18 protein-coding genes are annotated in these 17,322 nt (G+C 65.4%); 5 read left to right on the top strand and 13 right to left on the bottom strand.

What is annotated here, in order from left to right; translation table 11 throughout:
• Positions 1-14 precede the first annotated feature (14 nt).
• The 3 genes from IPM80_00840 (at position 15) to IPM80_00830 (ending at position 3,231) form a co-directional block, all read left to right on the top strand.
• The gene (locus IPM80_00840; protein MBK8956990.1) at positions 15-1,562 is read left to right on the top strand and encodes a long-chain fatty acid--CoA ligase; all 1,548 of its coding nucleotides are present in this window, start codon (positions 15-17) and stop codon (positions 1,560-1,562) included.
• A gap of 104 nt (positions 1,563-1,666) precedes the next feature.
• Entirely contained in the window at positions 1,667-2,506 is an 840-nt protein-coding gene (locus IPM80_00835) for a TauD/TfdA family dioxygenase (GenBank protein ID MBK8956989.1), read from the top strand.
• Positions 2,507-2,547: 41 nt separating this feature from the next.
• Complete coding sequence (locus tag IPM80_00830; protein MBK8956988.1) at positions 2,548-3,231, top strand: hypothetical protein; 684 nt, start codon at positions 2,548-2,550, stop codon at positions 3,229-3,231.
• A gap of 63 nt (positions 3,232-3,294) precedes the next feature.
• Here the strand turns inward: IPM80_00830 and IPM80_00825 are convergent, their stop codons facing one another.
• From IPM80_00825 to IPM80_00810, 4 genes are all read right to left on the bottom strand, one after another.
• A complete protein-coding gene (locus IPM80_00825; protein MBK8956987.1) occupies positions 3,295-3,729 on the bottom strand; it encodes a universal stress protein in 435 nt (144 codons plus the stop codon).
• 44 nt (positions 3,730-3,773) lie between these two features.
• Entirely contained in the window at positions 3,774-4,382 is a 609-nt protein-coding gene (locus IPM80_00820; GenBank protein ID MBK8956986.1) for a CoA pyrophosphatase, read from the bottom strand.
• Positions 4,383-4,444: 62 nt separating this feature from the next.
• Positions 4,445-5,995 (bottom strand): AMP-binding protein, encoded by a 1,551-nt coding sequence (locus tag IPM80_00815; protein ID MBK8956985.1) that lies wholly within the window; start codon positions 5,993-5,995, stop codon positions 4,445-4,447.
• 52 nt (positions 5,996-6,047) lie between these two features.
• Positions 6,048-6,761, bottom strand: coding sequence for a hypothetical protein (locus IPM80_00810; GenBank protein MBK8956984.1), 714 nt, complete (start codon positions 6,759-6,761; stop codon positions 6,048-6,050).
• Positions 6,762-7,060: 299 nt separating this feature from the next.
• Here IPM80_00810 and IPM80_00805 point away from each other — a divergent pair, with 299 nt between their 5' ends.
• Complete coding sequence (locus tag IPM80_00805; GenBank protein MBK8956983.1) at positions 7,061-7,411, top strand: hypothetical protein; 351 nt, start codon at positions 7,061-7,063, stop codon at positions 7,409-7,411.
• Positions 7,412-7,465: 54 nt separating this feature from the next.
• Here the strand turns inward: IPM80_00805 and IPM80_00800 are convergent, their stop codons facing one another.
• The 8 genes from IPM80_00800 to folD all read right to left on the bottom strand — a co-directional run bounded on the left by IPM80_00800 (position 7,466) and on the right by folD (position 15,161).
• A complete protein-coding gene (locus tag IPM80_00800) occupies positions 7,466-8,329 on the bottom strand; it encodes an alpha/beta hydrolase (protein ID MBK8956982.1) in 864 nt (287 codons plus the stop codon).
• Between the two features lie 11 nt (positions 8,330-8,340).
• Complete coding sequence (locus tag IPM80_00795; protein MBK8956981.1) at positions 8,341-8,742, bottom strand: hypothetical protein; 402 nt, start codon at positions 8,740-8,742, stop codon at positions 8,341-8,343.
• Positions 8,743-8,807: 65 nt separating this feature from the next.
• Positions 8,808-9,458, bottom strand: a complete 651-nt coding sequence (locus tag IPM80_00790; GenBank protein ID MBK8956980.1) for a glutathione S-transferase family protein — start codon at positions 9,456-9,458, stop codon at positions 8,808-8,810.
• A gap of 113 nt (positions 9,459-9,571) precedes the next feature.
• Positions 9,572-10,432: an LLM class F420-dependent oxidoreductase gene (locus tag IPM80_00785; GenBank protein MBK8956979.1), complete on the bottom strand. Its 861-nt coding sequence runs from the start codon at positions 10,430-10,432 to the stop codon at positions 9,572-9,574.
• Positions 10,433-10,482: 50 nt separating this feature from the next.
• Positions 10,483-11,793, bottom strand: coding sequence for a CoA transferase (locus IPM80_00780; protein ID MBK8956978.1), 1,311 nt, complete (start codon positions 11,791-11,793; stop codon positions 10,483-10,485).
• Positions 11,794-11,838: 45 nt separating this feature from the next.
• On the bottom strand, positions 11,839-12,975 hold the full coding sequence (locus IPM80_00775; GenBank protein MBK8956977.1) for an acyl-CoA dehydrogenase family protein: 1,137 nt from the start codon (positions 12,973-12,975) through the stop codon (positions 11,839-11,841).
• Positions 12,976-13,065: 90 nt separating this feature from the next.
• Positions 13,066-14,286 carry a CoA transferase gene (locus IPM80_00770; GenBank protein MBK8956976.1) on the bottom strand — a complete coding sequence of 407 codons (1,221 nt, stop codon included), beginning with the start codon at positions 14,284-14,286 and terminating at the stop codon, positions 13,066-13,068.
• Between the two features lie 26 nt (positions 14,287-14,312).
• Complete coding sequence (gene folD / locus IPM80_00765; GenBank protein ID MBK8956975.1) at positions 14,313-15,161, bottom strand: bifunctional methylenetetrahydrofolate dehydrogenase/methenyltetrahydrofolate cyclohydrolase FolD; 849 nt, start codon at positions 15,159-15,161, stop codon at positions 14,313-14,315.
• Positions 15,162-15,466: 305 nt separating this feature from the next.
• Here folD and IPM80_00760 point away from each other — a divergent pair, with 305 nt between their 5' ends.
• Positions 15,467-16,222, top strand: a complete 756-nt coding sequence (locus tag IPM80_00760; GenBank protein MBK8956974.1) for an MBL fold metallo-hydrolase — start codon at positions 15,467-15,469, stop codon at positions 16,220-16,222.
• Between the two features lie 7 nt (positions 16,223-16,229).
• Here the strand turns inward: IPM80_00760 and IPM80_00755 are convergent, their stop codons facing one another.
• Complete coding sequence (locus tag IPM80_00755; GenBank protein MBK8956973.1) at positions 16,230-17,297, bottom strand: lipid A deacylase LpxR family protein; 1,068 nt, start codon at positions 17,295-17,297, stop codon at positions 16,230-16,232.
• Positions 17,298-17,322: the final 25 nt, after the last annotated feature.

Below are 17,322 nucleotides of genomic sequence, written 5' to 3'. Positions count from 1 at the left end.
AAGTAGCACCTACCATGCGAGTCACCCAGCCCCTGTTGCGCAATCGTCAGCAGATCCCCCACGCCATCGCCACCGTCGACGGCGAACGTCGTCACACCTGGCTGGAGCTCGGCGAACGCGTCGCGCGCCTGGCCGGCGGACTCAAGTCCCTGGGCGTGAAAGCCGGCGACCGCGTCGGCGTGATTGGCCTCAATTCCGATCGGCATCTCGAGATCTTCTTCGCCGTGCCGTGGGCGGGCGCGGTGATCGTGCCGATCAATTACCGCTGGTCGGCGCCCGAGATCGCGTTTTCGCTGAGCGACTCCGGCACCCGCGTGCTGTTCGTCGACCATGCGTTCTGGCACCTGGTCGAACCCTTGCGCGCGCAGGTCGAGCATGCGCTCACCATCATCTGTATCGACGACGAACTGCCGGGCGCCGATGCCGTGCACGACATGCTCGTGGCCGGCCATGCCGGCATCGACGAATACCCCAACACCGCCGACAGCCTGTCCGGCATCTTCTACACCGGCGGCACCACCGGCCGCTCCAAGGGCGTGATGCTGAGCCATGGCAACCACGTTTCGAACACCCTGCAGTACGTGACCATGTGCGGCGCGGTGGACGACACCATCTACCTGCACGCCGCGCCGATGTTCCACATCGCCGATGCGCTGTACGTGTATGCCATCACCCACATCGGCGGCACGCACGTCTTCATCCCGCGCTTCGAACCGGCGGCCTGCGCACGCGCGCTGCAGGAACACGCGGTGACCGACATCATCCTGGTGCCGACCATGATCCAGATGCTGCTCGAGCAGCCGGGTTTCGCCGCATTCGACCTGTCGCGCCTGCAACGCATGTTCTACGGCGCGTCGCCGATGCCGGAAGCGGTGGCGCTCGACCTCATGGCCAAGCTGCCGTGGGTGGCGGCCTGCCAGCTCTACGGGCAGACCGAATCGGCGCCGCTCTTGACCGCGCTGGTGGCGCGCTATCACACCGCCGATGGCGGTCGGCTGCGCTCGGCGGGCCGTGCCCTGCCTGCCACCGAACTCATGATCGTCAACGAGCAGGGCCAGGAAGTGCCGCGCGGCGAAGTCGGTGAGGTAGTGGTGCGCAGTCCCAATGTCATGCTCGGCTACTGGGGCCGCGACGACGCCACCCGCGAAGCGCTGCGCGACGGCTGGCTGCACACCGGCGATGCCGCCTACATGGACGACGACGGTTTCATCTTCATCAGCGACCGCCTCAAGGACATGATCATTTCGGGTGGCGAGAACGTCTATTCGACCGAGGTCGAGAACGCCATGTACCAGCACCCCGATGTCGCGCAGTGCGCGGTGATCGGCGTGCCCGACGACAAGTGGGGCGAACGCGTGCATGCCATCGTGGTGCCGCGCCCCGGCGCCACGCCCGAGCCAGCCGCGCTCATGGCCCATTGCCGCAAGCTCATCGCCGACTACAAGTGCCCGCGTTCGGTGAGTTTCCAGGATGAACCGCTGCCGCTGTCGGGCGCCGGCAAGGTGCTTAAGACCGAGTTGCGCAAGCCGTTCTGGGCGGGCCGCGGGCGCCAGGTCAATTGATGGAACAGAATTTGCCAAGTGCGAATGAATTCGCACCTACCAGAGCGACCTCTGTAGGTGCGAATTTATTCGCACATTCATCGCCCCATCCCTAGAATCGCCCCATGAACTACAAACACATCACGGTCGAACCCGTCACGCCGGCCATCGGCGCCAATATCTTCGGTGTCGACATTTCACGTGAGCTGTCAGCCGAGGTGGTGGCCGAGATCCGCGCCGCCTACCTCGAACACCTGGTGGTGTTCTTCCATGACCAGACCCTGACGCCGGCCCAACTGGTGGCGTTCTCCAAGCGCTTCGGCGAGATTGGCTACTACCCCTTCGTATCCGGCATGCCGGAGCAGCCCGAAGTGGTGGCGGTGGTCAAGAAAGAGGACGAGAAGATCAACTTCGGCGGCCTGTGGCACACCGACACCAGCTACCTCGAGCGACCGCCCATGGGCTCGGTGCTGTACGCGGTCGAAGTGCCGAAGATCGGCGGCGACACGCTGTGGAACAACATGTACATGGCCTACGAGGCCTTGTCACCGACCCTGCGCGAAATGCTCACCGGCCTGCGCGGCGTCAACAGCGCCGAGAAGCCCGATGCCGCGGTCACGCGCACCCATCGCATGGCCGAATCACCCAAGGACGCGCGCGCCATCGTCACCACCGCCGCGCATCCCATCGTGCGCACCCATCCCGAAACGGGACGCCGCGCCTTGTACTGCGCCGCCGCCCACACCATGCACATCGAAGGCATGACGGTCGAAGAAAGCCGGCCGCTGCTGCAATATCTCTACAGCGTGCAGCAGCGCGAGGAATTCGGCTGCCGTCTGCATTGGAAGCGCGGCATGGTGGCATTCTGGGACAACCGCTGCGCCCAGCACAACGCGCTGAATGACTACCACGGCTACCGGCGCGAGATGCACCGCGTGACCCTGGAAGGCGAAGTGCCGGTCTGAGCGCGGACCGCGCAACATCAACGAGCAAGGGGAGCACCAGCATGGCTGAAAAATTCTTCACGGACGCCGAACTGCGCGAGATGGAAAAGCTCACGCTCGAGCGCCTCACCGACGCCATCGACGCCGGCGACGCCGACAAGGCCAAGAAAATAGCCCGGCGCATGTACAACGAATTCCTCGCCATGCACGACCTCTATCGCAACTGGGTGACCGCCACCCTGTCGGAGGTCGCGCGCCGCCACGGCGACGAGGAACTCGAGCAGATCATGAACGAAGGCGTGCGCGCGTGGTGGATGCCGGCGCTGAACGGCATGCCCAAGGGCGACGACCAGCTGCGCGGCCGCATCAAGATGTTCGCGGCCGGCCTGCAGGGACATCTGCAGCCGCTCGAGATCAGCGAAGACGACGAGAAGGTCGAGATCAAGATGAAACCGTGTGGCAGCGGCGGTCGCCTGGTGCAGGAAGGCAAGTACGAAGGGCCGGACGCCTTCCACAAGATTGCCAAGCCCCAGCCGCTCACCTACGGCCGGCCCGACTACCCGGTGTACTGCGCCCACGAATACTCGATGGAGAAAGTCGACATCGAAGCGAACGGCAAGCCGTTCGTGGTGGTGGAACCGGCCGCCAGGCTCGGCCGCGATTACTGCTCGATGCTGATCTACAAGGACCCGGACAAGATCCCGGCCAAGTACTACGAGCGTTTGGGGCTCAAGAAGCCGGGCTGAGTCGCGGTTTGCGTGGCGGGCGCCGGGTGCGCGCCCGTGCGCCGCGCACCTCCGCCCGGCATGTCAGGCGTGGCGGGCGCGCACCACCAGCACCGAGCACGGCGCATGACGCACCACGCGTTCGGCGACGCTGCCCATCACGAGGTGAGCCAGGCCGGTGCGGCCATGGGTCGAGGTGACGATGAGATCCGCCTTGCGCTCTTCGGCGATACGGCAGATGTCGAGGGCCGGATTGCCCCATACCACCAGGGTTTCAACCGCCATGGCCTGCTGGTCCTTCCAACGCTGCATGCGCTGTTCAGCGTCGCCCATGAGTTCGGCCTGCAGTTGATCGACCATGGTGATCGGGTACTCGCCCATCACCAGGTCCGAGAGCGGCAGCACGTGCAGGGCGATGACCTTGGCGCCATCACGTTGCGCCATCGCGATGCCGGCCGCGCAGCCCGCGTCGGCATGGGTCGAAAAGTCGGTGGGCAGCAGCACGGTATTGAATTTCATCGCTTCGGTCCTCGCGTCCCGGTCGGGAAACTTTGATGGTGGTGTCAGGCCAGCGCCGGCAGTTGCCGCTGCATGACCTCGGCGAAACTCGCCAGCACCCGCAGCGTCAAGCCCCAGATCACGTGTTCCCCGAACTGGATGCCGGGAAAGGTCGAGGCGGTCACGCCCATCGGGTATTCGAGCTCGGTGACGTGCTGGTGGTCGAACAGGTGGCCTATCGGCACCCAGAACACGCTCGCCACTTCCAGCGGCAGACGCGCCGTGGCGCTGGCACGTTCCTCGGCGCCGACGTAGTAGACGAACGGCCACAGCGTCAGGCCCGAGCGTTTGACGTTGCGCTCGACGTTGCGCATCGGCAGGGCGCCGACCCGGTGCTCGGCCTTGAGCGTCATGCCGATCTCCTCCCAGGTCTCGCGTTCGGCCACCGCGAAGGCATCCGCATCGGCGGCGCTGGCGCGCCCGCCGGGAAACGCGACCTGCCCGGACCACGGATCGCCGACGCGCTCGGCGCGGCGGATGAAACACACCTCCAGGCCGCGCGTACCCTCGTTGAGGATCATGGCGACCGCGGCCTGGCTGGGATGCGCGTCATAGACCTCCCAGTCGTGGTTGAGGCGCGACAGGGCCAGGCGGATTTCATCAATCTTGAGCATGCGTCACAGCGTCGTCATTCGCGCCTCGACCGTCAAGCGCAAGCGCGGCGAACGGTCGCGCTTCACACGATGCGGCTCTGTTTGTCGCCCCAGTACTTGTCGCGCAGCAGACGCTTGTAGAGCTTGCCGGTGGGCAGTCGCGGCATCTCCTCGATGAAGTCGACCGTGCGCGGGCATTTCTGGTGGGACAGGTGCGCGCGACAGAACGCTATCAACTCCTCGGCCAAGGCCGGTCCCGGCTCGACGCCGGCGAGCGGTTGAATGACCGCCTTGACCTCCTCGCCGAGATCTTCGTTGGGCACGCCGAACACCGCCGCGTCGAGGACTTTCGGATGGGTGATGAGCAGGTTTTCGCATTCCTGCGGATAGATGTTCACGCCACCCGAGATGATCATGAAGGTCTTGCGGTCGGTGAGGTGCAGGTAGCCGTCGCCGTCCACGTAGCCGACGTCGTTGACGGTGCTCATGCTGCCGTCCGGCGAGCGCGCCTCGCGGGTGCGTTCCGGGTCATTGAAGTATTCGAACGGCGTGGCGGTCTTGAACCACAGCGTGCCGGCGGTGCCGGTCGGGCATTCGCGCATGTCCTCGTCCAGCACGTGCAACTCGCCCAGCATCACGCGCCCGACGGTGCCGGGATGGGCCAGCCATTCTTCGCTGTTACAGGCGGTGAAGCCCAGGCCCTCGGTGGCGCCGTAGTACTCGTGGATGATCGGTCCCCACCAGTCGATCATTTCGTGCTTGACCTGCACCGGGCAGGGCGCGGCGGCGTGCACCGCGAATTCCAGCGACGACAGGTCGTAACGTTCGCGCACTTCACGCGGCAACTTCAGCATGCGGCTGAACATGGTCGGCACGAGCTGCGTGTGGGTGACGCGGTATTTCTCGATGAGCGCCAGGTAGTGCTCGGGGTCGAAGCGCTCCATGACGATGGAGGTGCCGCCGACGCGCATGGTCAGGGTCACGGCGGTATTGGGCGCCGAGTGGTAGAGCGGTGCCGGCGACAGGTAGACCATGCCTTCGCGGTACTGCCACAGCTTGAGCAGGAAATGGTAGAGCGGCAGGGGCTCGCTCGGCGGCGTATCGGGCAAGGGCCGCAGGATGCCCTTGGGGCGGCCGGTGGTGCCGGAGGAGTACAGCATGGCGGTGCCCAGGCGCTCGTCGGCGATGGGCGTGGACGGCATGGCCGCCACCGCGCTGGCATAGTCGACGAAGGGCGCATCGTCGCCCGTGCCGTCGATGATGAGGCACAGCTTGAGACGCGGGCACAGCCTGGCGGCGGCGATGGCAACCTCGCGTCGCGCACCGGTCGTGATCAGCACCTGCGAGTGGCTGTCGTTGACGATGAACGCCACCTCCTCGGCCGTGAGGTAGGAGTTGATGCAGGTGTAATAGAGCCCGGCACGCGCGCCGGCGCCGCAGCACTCGAGAAAGCGCGGATGGTTCTCCATCAGCATCGCGTAGTGATCGAGACGCTGCAAGCCGGTGGCGCGCAGCAGGTGGGCGAGGCGATTGCATCGCGCCTCGAACTCGCGATAGCTCACGGTCTCGCCGCTGCCGGCCATGATGTAACACGGCTCGTCGGCACGCGTCAGCGCATATTTGTCTGGATACACTGCAAGCTCCCCCTGATTCGTCGTTACGGGCCGGCAAGCGCACGACCCGCGTTCATGATGTCACGCCAGGCTCGAATCGTCGTCGCAGGCGTAGCGGTCGTGGATGTCCACCACCGCCTGCACCGCGGCCGGCACGGCTCCCTCGCCTATGCGCTCCAGGCGCCGCGCCGCACAGGTATTGCGGGATTTTGCCACGTACTGCGCCAGCCAGAAATTGAAACTGCGCTGCTTGAGCGGCGACGAAAAAGGGAAACGCGCGGTGGGCCGGGCCAGGCCGATGCGCCACGGCTTGGGCGTCAGCCGTGCACGAAAGCACACCTGGCTGCGGCACAGCCGGGTGTAGAGACGGTCGACCGGCAGTTCCCTGAACAACAGCTCCACCTCGCTGTCGTCCGGGGCGGATCTCGCGGTTGACGACCATGAAGCGCAAGCCGGCGCGTGTTTCATAGACCTCGAGCACGAACTCCGGATGGGCGGCATGAAAGGCGCGCATCGCCTCCAGGAAGTAATGCTTGTCGCGCGCGCGGCGGCCGAAACGGTTGCACAGGCGCTGCACGAAGCTCTCGCTCGGCACGTCGATATCGCCGAACAGCACACGCTCGGTGTTGAGCACCAGCGCGCCGTAGCGATTGCGCGTGATGACGGCGAGGCGCTCGCCCGCCTCGTCGTGGAATTCCTCGATCAACTCTTCGCGAATGATGTCCGAATCGTACTCGTAGTCGCGAGCCTGGCCGGCGAAGAACGCCAGCGCGCGGGCGGCACGCACGCGGGCTGCTTCGAGCGCCGTCGCTTCGTCGTCGTTCGACGCGCCCCACACCCGTACCGCGCCGGGCTTGCCGAAACGCGCCGGCACGCGGACCTCGATGCTGCTCCAATACCTGGCGAAATTCATGCTTGGCGAAGGCGTCGTTGTTGTTGTGGCGAATCGGCGATAGCGCCGGCAATTCTAACCCCGGGCAGGCGACGGCGGGCATCGATTGTCGCTGTGAATCGTTGCGCGAGCCGCTGGCCTTGCCGTGCAATTTCGCCCATGCTTCGGCGCAGAGCCCCATAGGAGATCCCATCATGCGACACGCGAAACTGCTTCTTGCCACGGGCGCGGCCCTGCTGGGCGGCCATCTTGCCTGCACGGCCGCGGAGCCCGCCGCCGCGGCGCCGGCCGCCAAACACGACATGGGCGCCATGCACGACATGATGATGGGCAAGAACGGTGAGCACGAAGGCAAGGGCCGTCGCTGCATGCACCGCGGCCCGATGATGGGCGACGGTCACATGCCGCACATGCTGGCGCTGCCCAGCCTGCCGCCGGGCAACGACAAGCTCGAACTGCAGATGCGCGCGGAAATGATGCAGAAGGTCGGCGAAATTCTCGCCAGGTACGCGAGCCAGGTAAAGGACGCGCCCGCCTCGCCCTGAGCGGGCAGACATCGTGATGGAGCGCGCAGCGCCCGCTCCATCACGGCGTCGCGCTCAGCGCGCGCTGCGCTTTTCGATGTCGGCCAACACCGGCAGCAGGTATTTCTTGAACTGCTTCGGATCTTCCGCCATCGGGAAATGCCCCATGCCTTCCATCAAGGTATAGGTTGCGCCCGGCACGGCATCGGCCAGGGCCTTGGACGCCGCCGGGTAGGCGGACCAGTCATAGTCACCGCTCAGCACGTAGAGCATGCACTTGGTGGTGTCGATCTGACCGGCCTTGTCGCGCAGGTCGTGCTCGATGCCGTAGTAGTTCAGATCGCCGGCGAACACCGCCGGTGCGCCCTGGCTGTACATCCAGATGGTCTCGCGCACGTTCGCTTCCGGCGCATGGGGCGAACACAGGCTCATCATGGCCGCCGGCTTCGACTCGTTCGAGAGGCGCGGATGGTGCCACCACTGGTTGATGAGACGATCCATGTTGCCGCTCCACATCGAGGCCTCGAGACCGATGCAGGCACGGAAGTCGTCAGGGCGATAGAGCGCGAGATCGGCGGCCAGGTGGCCACCCATCGAGCAGCCCATGTACACCGGCCGCTCGAGTCCGAGTTCGCGTGTGAGCGTCACCCAGTAATTGATGAAGAATTCCTGGGTCAGGCGATATTCCTGCTCCCAGTAGCGCACGCTCTGCGGCGGCAGCGACTTGCCGTGGTAGGGCAGATCGGCGGCGATGACGCGAAAGCGCGAGGTGATCTCCGGATCTTCCAGCAGGTGGCGGAACTGGCGACCGTCCGAGCCGGCGGTGTGCTGGCAGACCAGCGGAATGCCCTGCCCGGCCTCCTCGAGGTAGACGCGATACTCAGCGCCGTCGAGGTCGAGATAGATGTAGCGCCCGGTGATGGGGGAATAACGTGCCATGGGAGTACCTCTCACGCGGCCTTGCGCTGTTCGCGCACGCACACGCCCATGATGGCGTGGATGCGACGCAGCGCGTAGTAGTAGGCGTAGGCCGATTCCAGGTCGCCGCCGAATTCGAAGGGATGGTGGAACGAAGCCGCGAACCAGTCGTGGAAGAACGGTTTGGGCTTGTCGACCAGCATCTGCTCCCACACTTCCACCGGCCCGCCGATGTTGATGGTGTAGGGGTCGAAGCCATGGGTGCCGTGGTTGAAGCTCGCGACACGGCCGTTCTCGACCCGCATGAAATACAGCTCTTCGCCGACCTTGAAACGCAGATCGCAATACCAGAAGCGCGCCGCCAGTTTGAATTCCGGATCGGCGTTCAGTCGATCGCGTATGCAATCGACGGGAAGCGTGAGGGTGGATGTCATGCTGACCTCCTGTGTGCGGTGGAATGTTCTGCAGGTGCGAATGAATTCGCACCTACAGGATTGGCTCAGCCCTTGGCCTGTTCCTGGAAGGCCTTCAGGGCGGCCTGCTGATCGGCCATCACCTTGGCGCCGGCGGCGCGCGCATTGGTCGCTTCCAGCGCGGCGCCGAGGCCCGGCACGGCGGCGACCAGGTCCCAGCCGTAGATGGCCTGCGCCACCGGCTGCGCGTAGATGAAGGTATGCGCGGCCATGATATCGGCCAGGCTGAAATTGCCGCACAGGAACGGCTTGAACGAGCACAGCGCCTTCAAGGCCGCGACGCCGTTCTCCATCACCGGCTTGGCCTCGTCGAACGCCGCCTGGTTGCGCGGGCCGCCGAAGAACAGTTCACCGTAATGACGGCGCGCCGGCAGTTCGATGTAAAGCTCGACGACCTTCATCACTTCGCGCACCTTGGCAGCCGCGAAAGCGTCGGACGGCAACAGCGCCGTGCCGCCCATGCTCGCTTCGATGTATTCGAGAATGACGTTGGTTTCCGACATGAAACCCTTGTCGGTTTCCAGGCACGGCACCTTGCCCATCGGGCTCTTGGCCTTGTAGTCGCTTTCCTGGCTGGGCATGGCCGCCACTTCCTCGAACTTCGCGCCCTTCTCCAGCAGCGCGAACTTGGCCATGTTGTAGTAATTGCTGACGGCGAATCCGTAAAGCTTGGTCATGGACTTTCCCCTTGGTTGTCTGTCACAGGACGCGCGGCGATGGGGCCGACGTGGCGACCACGCCGGGCACGACGAGCGGTGTTGGTGTTGTTCGGATTGACACGCGACCGCCGTCACATGGCGCCGATGCGGCGGCCAATCTCGGCGTAGCGGTCGAGCCAGCGTAGCACAGTATCGCGGTCCTCGGTCGGGCAGCGCGGGATGGCGCGCTCGATGAGGCCGAGGTCGGCGAAACGCTTCAAATCGTCTTCCTTGGTCTCGAAGATGTCGAACATCGAGATCGGCACTTCCGACGGGTCGCGGCCGTTGTCGCGCAGGCGCTTGTGCAGATCGTCGATATCGGACTTGAGGTCGCCATGGAAGAGATCGATGGGTATCCAGCCGTCGCCGAATTCGGCCACGCGCTTGCGCCCCCAGGCCGAGCCGAAGGTGCCGAGGATCACCGGCGGATGCGGACGCTGTACCGGCTTGGGATAGGACCACACCTTGTCGAAGTTGACCCAGTCACCGTGGTAGCTCGCCTCTTCCTTGGTCCACAGCTCCTTCATGGCCTTGACGCGCTCTTCCAGCACTTTCCAGCGCTTGTCGTAGGGCGTGCCGTGGTTCTCCATTTCCTCGCGGTTCCAGCCGGCGCCGACGCCGAACAGGAAGCGGCCGTTGGAGATCTGGTCGACGGTGGCGACGGTCTTGGCCAGCGCCAGCGGATCGTGTTCGATGATGAGACAGATGCCGGTGCCGAGCTTGATGGTCTTGGTCACCACCGCCGCCGCCGCCGCGCTGACGAACGGATCGGACATGTGCACGTATTCGCGCGGCAGCGGCTGCCGGCCCGGCCACTGCGTGAGACGGCTGGCCGGAATATGCGTGTGCTCGGGAAACCACAGCGATTCGAAGCCACGCTCTTCGGCGGCAATCGCGAGTTCGTCGGCACGGATGGAATATTCGGTGTTGAAGTGAAAGACACCGAGTTTCATGGTCGTTCTCCCCTGTTCTGGCAACGCCACGTGAGGGCGTGAAGGCTGCGTTATATCAAGCGCGGGGTACCGCTGGAATTACCCGTCGACGTCGGGCTCGGGTCCCGGCCCTTTGTGGGTCCGACTTCAGTCGGACGATTTCGAATGTGGCGAACGAGCCGGGAACGACCGAAAAAAAGAGTCAGACTGAAGTCCGACCCACAAGATCGGCGCCCGTCTAAAGGCCGAACTGCGCGAGGATCTCCTGCCGATGCGCATCCAGCCCCGGCCCCGCCGCGCACCTTGCCCGGCGTGTCGGCGAAATGAACCGGAATGCCGGCCAGCTGCAGGCGCTGACCGATTTCGGCAATCTCGACTTCGGCGATCATCTCGCGCGCGGCGATGTGCGGGTCGGCGAAGATGTCGGTGACATCGTTGACCGGGCCGCAGGGCACGCGGCCGCCGAGCACCTCGGCCACTTCGCGCTTGCTGCGCGTACTGGTCCAGGCTTCGATGGCGCTGCGCACCCGTTCGCGCTGGCGCACGCGATCGGCATTGCTCTGCAGCGTCGGATCGCTACGCAGATCGTCGCGGCCGATGAGGCGCGCCAGTTCCTGCCACTGCGCTTCTATCGGGCAACCGATGGCGACCCAGCCGTCGGTCACCGGAAAAATCGAGAACGGGTTGACCAGTGGGTGCTCGTTACCCTCGGCCTTGGGCACCACGCCGGCGAAGGAATGCTGGTGCACCAGGCGCTCGCAAATGCCGAGGATGGCGTCGTACATCGCCACGTCCAGGAACTGGCCATGGCCACGCCGCTCGGCGAGGCGCACGGCGGCGACGATGCCGAAGGCGCACATGATGCCGGGCACGATGTCGCCGATGCCGGGCCCCGATTTCAAGGGCACGTCCGGCCCGGGGCCGGTGATACTCATGAAGCCGCCCATGGCCTGCGCGACGATGTCGAAGGCCGGCCAGTCTGCATAGGGACTGCGACCGGTGCGCGGGTCGCCAAAGCCGCGCACGGCGGCGTAGACCAGGCGCGGGTTTTCTTCCCGCAACGATTCGTAGGACAGGCCCAGGCGTTCCATCACGCCGACGCGGTAGTTCTCCACCACCACGTCGGCCTGGCGCGCCATGGCGCGGAACGTGGCGGCGTCGTCGGCGTTCTTGAGGTCGAGCACGATGCTGCGCTTGTTGCGGTTGACGCTGTGGAAATAGCCGGCGTGACGCTTGTCCGTGTCACTGGCATGGAACAGACCCATGCCGCGCGCGACGTCGCCGCCCGGCGGTTCGATCTTGATGACGTCGGCGCCATGATCGGCGAGCAGCATGGTGCAGTACGGGCCGGCCAGCACCTGCGTGAGATCGAGCACGCGCATGCCATCGAGCACGCCTTGAGTGGATGGTTGTCGGTCATGGCGCGCTCAATGGCCGGGCTTGCCCAGCAGGTTGTCGGAAATGATGCGCAGCTGGATCTCGGACGTGCCCTCGAAAATCTTGGTCAGGCGCGCGTCGCGCCAGTAGCGCTCGACGGCGTAGAGCTTGGTGTAGCCCGCGCCGCCGAAGATCTGCAGCGCGTCGCTGGTCACGCGCTCGGCCATTTCGCTGGCGAAGTATTTCACCATCGACGCTTCCTTGTCGCAGCGCTCGCCCGAATCGACGCGGTCGCACACGTAGTAGAGCAACTGGCGCGCGGCCTCGATGTCGGTGGCCATGCGCGCGAGCTTGAACCTGAGATCCTGGAACTCGGCGATGGGCCGCCCGAACTGCTGGCGTTCCTGGGCATAGGCCAGCGCGTCCTCGAGCGCGCCCTGGGCGAGACCGATGGAACGCGCCGCGGTATGCGCGCGCGCTTCGTCGAGGCCTTGCGCGAGGGCATAGAAGGCCTTGCCCTCGGCGCCGATCAGGGCGCTGGCCGGCACGCGAAAACCATCGAAGGCGAGTTCGAAGGTCTTCCAGCCGAAATAGCCGATCTTCGGGATCTCGGCGCCGTGTACGCCGGCCGGCAGGCTGCCGCGTGGTTTGTCGATGAGGAAGGCGCTGATGCCGAGGTGCCGCTTGTTGGCGTCGGGCGGCGGCGAAGTGCGCGCGAACAGCAGGATGTAATCCGCGCCGTCGGCAAACGTGCACCAGTACTTGTTGCCGGTGATCACCCAGCCATCGCCATCGCGTTCGGCGCGACAGGAAATCGAGGCGAGATCCGAGCCGGTGTCCGGCTCCGACAGCGACATCGCGCCGAGATACTCGCCGCGCACCACGCGCGGCATCATCTCGGCGCGGCGGGCCTCGTCGAGCAAGCTCATGGTCATGGTGCCGTTGCCGCGCGCGACGATGCTGGCGACGCTCATCCAGCCGCGCGCCAGTTGCTCGGACACCAGGCAATACTCGAACACACCGAGACCGCTGCCGCCGTACTGCTCGGGGATGCGGATGCCGAAATAGCCCATGTCGGCGAGCTTGTCGCGCAACGCCATGGGGATGTCACCCTGCAGCGGGTCGAGGGCATTGGCCACCGGCAGCACTTCGTTGATGGTGAACTCGCGCGCGGTGTCGCGGATCATGAGCCGCTCGGGGGTCAGGTAGCGATGCAGGCTCGCGCTCTGTTCCATGGAGGTTTCCTTGCGTGGGAAAGGGCCGCGACGCGCGCGGCGCTAGTAGGGTTTGGAGATGAGCACGCCGGCGGCGCGCAGCGCGTCGATGTCGGCCGCGCTCCTGCCCAGCAGTTCGCCCAGCACTTCGCCGTTGTGTTCGCCGAGCAACGGCGCCACGTATTCGTTGTTGGCCGGGAAATCCGAGGTCTTGATCGGCATGCCGGGGATTTGGAACTCCCCCGCCACCGGGTCATGGATGGTGCGGATGGTGCCGCGTTCGATGAAATGCGGATGGGACACGGTCTGCTCGATGGACAGCACCGGCGCGCACGGCACGCCGTGGGCGTCGAAGGCGGCGATGGCGCTGTCGACATCGGGAAAACTCTGCAGCCAGCCCTCGATGAGCGCGATCACTTCCTCGAAGTGCGGCATGCGCTCGGCGTCGGTCGCCCAGCCCGGCGCGCTCACCAGTTCCGGCCGCCCCATGGCGGCGCACACATCGGCCCAGTGATGCATGAAGCCCATCAGCACGATGTCGCCGCCGGTGCCACGAAACACGCCGGCCGGGCACAGGTAGGTGAGATGGCGGCCGCTGCGGGTCGGCTTCATGGCACCGGCGCTGGCGGTGAACTGGTGCACGTTCACTTCGTGCGCGTGGTAGTAGCAATCGAGCAAGGCGATATCGAGAAACTGGCCGCGACCGGTACGCGCGCGGTACAGCAGCGAGGCGGCAATCGCAAAGGCGGCGTGCACGCCGGTGCCGACGTCGCCGAGGCCGAGCAAGGGTATGTAGGGTGATTCATCGCGCGGCCCGATCATCGAGGTGACGCCGGCATAGGCCTGGGCGATGTAGTCGTAGCCCGGCTTGTGGGACAAGGGCCCGCTCTGGCCGAGCGCCGATATCGAGCACAGGATGATGTCCTCGCGCAGCTTTTTCAGATCCTCATAGGCCAGCCCCATGCCCTTCATGACGCCGGGCTTGTAGTTCTCCACCACCACGTCGCAGTGGGGCACCAGTTCGCGCACCAGGTCGAGCCCGCCCGGCTTGCTGAAATCAATCGCGACGCTGCGCTTGTTGAGGTTCTGCTGCACGAAATACAGGCCGCGCTCGTTGCGCATCTTCGACACCAGGCGCGTGCGATCGCCGTCAGGCGCCGCCTCGACCTTGATGACGTCCGCGCCCATCTCGGCAAACAGGCGCGTGCAGGTCGGCCCCGCCAGCGCACGCGTCAGATCGAGAATGCGGATGCCGCTCAGCATGTGCGGATTCGGTTGACTCATGGACGCTCCCCTCGCGGTATTGGTGTTTATCCGACCAGCGCCTGTTCCGCGGCAGCCACGGTCTGGGCGATCAAGGTATTGATGGTCATCGGGCCGACGCCGCCCGGCACCGGGGTGTAGGCGGCGCAGCGCCCGACCAGCGGCGCGAGTTCGATGTCGCCGACGCCGCCGGGATGATAGCCGGCATCGATCACCACCGCGTCGTCCTTGATCCAGTCGGCGCGAATGTATTGTGGCTTGCCGACCGCACCGACCACGATGTCGGCCTGGCGCAGCAGCGCGGGCAGCTCACGGGTACGGGAATGGCACACCAGCACGCTGGCGTCGGCGTTCAGCAGCATCGCCGCCATCGGCTTGCCGAGGATGGGGCTGCGACCGACCACCACTGCGAGCTGGCCGGACAAGGGCACGCGGTAATGCTTGAGCAGGCGCATGATGCCGGCCGGCGTTGCCGATCCCCACGCATGCTCACCCATCGCCATGCGGCCATAGCCCCAGGTGGTGACGCCATCCACGTCCTTGGCGAGGGCGATACGATCGAAGCACGCGCGCTCGTCGATGTGGGCCGGCACCGGGTGCTGGAGCAGGATGCCATGCACGTCGGGATTGGCATTCAAGGCCTCGATGCGCGCCAAGAGCTCGTCGGTGGTGGTCGAGGCCGGCAGCTCGATGCGCAGCGATTCCATGCCGACGCGCTGACAGGCATTGCCCTTCATGCGCACGTAGGTGGCCGACGCCGGATCGTCACCGACCAGCAGGGTGGCGAGGATCGGCACGCGCCCACCGCTCTTGAGCTTGACCTGCTCGACGCGCGCCGCCAGCACGTGTTCTTCCGCCGTCGCCAGCGCCTTGCCGTCGAGCACCAATGCAGACATGCATTCCTCCGGGGATGAGATGAGATGGGATGGTGGGTCTAGTGTGCCTTGCCGGTTGAAGGAATGACAAATCTCGAATCAACGGACCTGTAGGTGCGAATTCATTCGCACACTGAATGCGGGCTGAAGGCGCCTTGCCGCGCCTTTGAATGTGCGAATGAATTCGCACCTACAAGGCCTGCTGTTTTTATGGGAGATTAACGCTCCGATCAGCCAGGAGCCGAACCATGCCCGAAATTACCTACGGCGAAGCCGTGCAAGTGTCGCCGCGCGTGCGGCGCGTGACGGCGCCCAACAGCGGACGCATGACGGGCCCCGGCACCAACACCTACCTCATCGGCACACGCGAACTGGCGATGGTCGACCCGGGGCCGGACCTGCCCGAGCACGTCGACGCGCTGGAACGGATCTGCGCCGGCCGCCTGCGCTGGATCTTCGTCACCCATACCCATCGCGATCATTCGCCGGCCGCCCATGTCCTCGCGCGGCGCACCGGCGCCGAACTGGTCGGTAACATCATTGCCAACGACGGCTTCCAGGACGACAGTTTTGTCGATGCCCGTCAGCTTGCGCAGGACGAGGCTCTGAAGACCGACGAGTTCACGCTGCGCGCGCTGCTGACGCCGGGCCATGTCAGCAATCACATCTGTTACCTCGTCGAGGAAGACGCGCTGCTCATGACCGGCGACCACATCATGGGCGGTTCGACCGTGGTGATCGTGCCGCCCCACGGCAACATGCAGCATTACATCGAATCACTGCGCCGCATGTTGAACTACCGGGTCGAGCATCTCGCGCCGGGACACGGCGACCTGATCGGCAATCCGCGTGGCGAAATCGAACACCTCATCGCCCACCGCCTGAAGCGCGAGGCCAAGGTGGTGGATGCGCTCACGCGTCTCGGTGCGGTGTCCATCGAAACGCTCACGCCGGTGGTCTACGACGATGTCGACCCGGTCATGCATTCCTGGGCGGCGATGTCGCTGCACGCACACCTCCTGAAGCTGCGCGACGACGGTCGCGCCGGCCAGCAGGACACGCTGTGGCGCATGCTCGCGTGAGCGCGGCCTAGAACGACAGCGAGAGGCTGATCGAGCCGAAGTTGTGACGACGGTGCTGGCCGTCGAACTCCTTGGTGCGGAACACCTGGGCATAGGACAGCTTGATACCGTCGTAGATCATGCTCGCGCCGATGATGAGATCGCCCACCGGGATCTTCTTGTCGACGCTGTGGCTGTCCTCGAAGGTGTTGCCGTCGAGAAAGATGTTGCGCCCGACCAGGCGGCCACCGAGGGCGGCAGCGAAACCGTAGGCGCCGAAGCCCCGACCTTGTCCCCCCGCCCCCGTCACCGTGCTCGGCGCATTGGCATCGCCGCCCGGGCGTATCAGCGAGGTGCCGAAGTCGTGCGGCAGGTTCCAGCCCACGCGCAGTTCGGCGCCGGCCGCGCCGTAATCCATCACCGTGCCGGCGGCAAGGCCGGCATGGGTGATGAGGTCGTAACCGAACTGGCTGACCAAGGGCCCGCGCAGCAGGCGCCACTTGCGCTCGTAATACAAGAGAAACGCCGGTTCGTTGGACAGCTGGTTCTGCCAGCCGCGCGGCACGTCGAAGCCGCGCAGTTCGTGCACCAGGCGCTGCGCGTCCTCGGCCAGCGAGGCGGGACCGATCATGCCGACCTGGATGTCGAAGGTGTCGGCCACGTAGTCGGTCTTGCTGACCAGGGTCAGACCACCGAACAGCCAGCCCGCGTAGGGACGGTCATCGTCCACCAACTGCACGGCCTGCGTATCGCCGGGCGTGAACATCAACTGCCCGACCGTGAAGCCGAGGTTGAACGCGCGATCGTTCTCACCCAGCACCGCGTGCTCGAAAGCATTCAGGCCATGCACGGCGCGCAACAGCCACGACGGCACGCCGGGCGCGTCGCCCAGGGCCTTCAGGTTGGGCGACATCCAGTTGAGCTTGAAACCGTTGGTGTATTGCTGATCGGTCTCGCCGAACAGATCGTTTTCGAACAACACGGAGAGCGTCTGCGGACCGGCGTCGGGCGGCGCCGGCTGGCTCGCGTCGTCGGCCTGCACGCCGCTCGCGCTCAGCATCGCCGCGAGAAGAAAGACTGGGGACTTCGGGGTCATGATGCGAGTCTTGTTCAGTATCAAC

Source organism: Pseudomonadota bacterium, assembly GCA_016719885.1.
Lineage (GTDB): Bacteria > Pseudomonadota > Gammaproteobacteria.
This window is presented reverse-complemented; position numbering and strand designations above follow the sequence as displayed.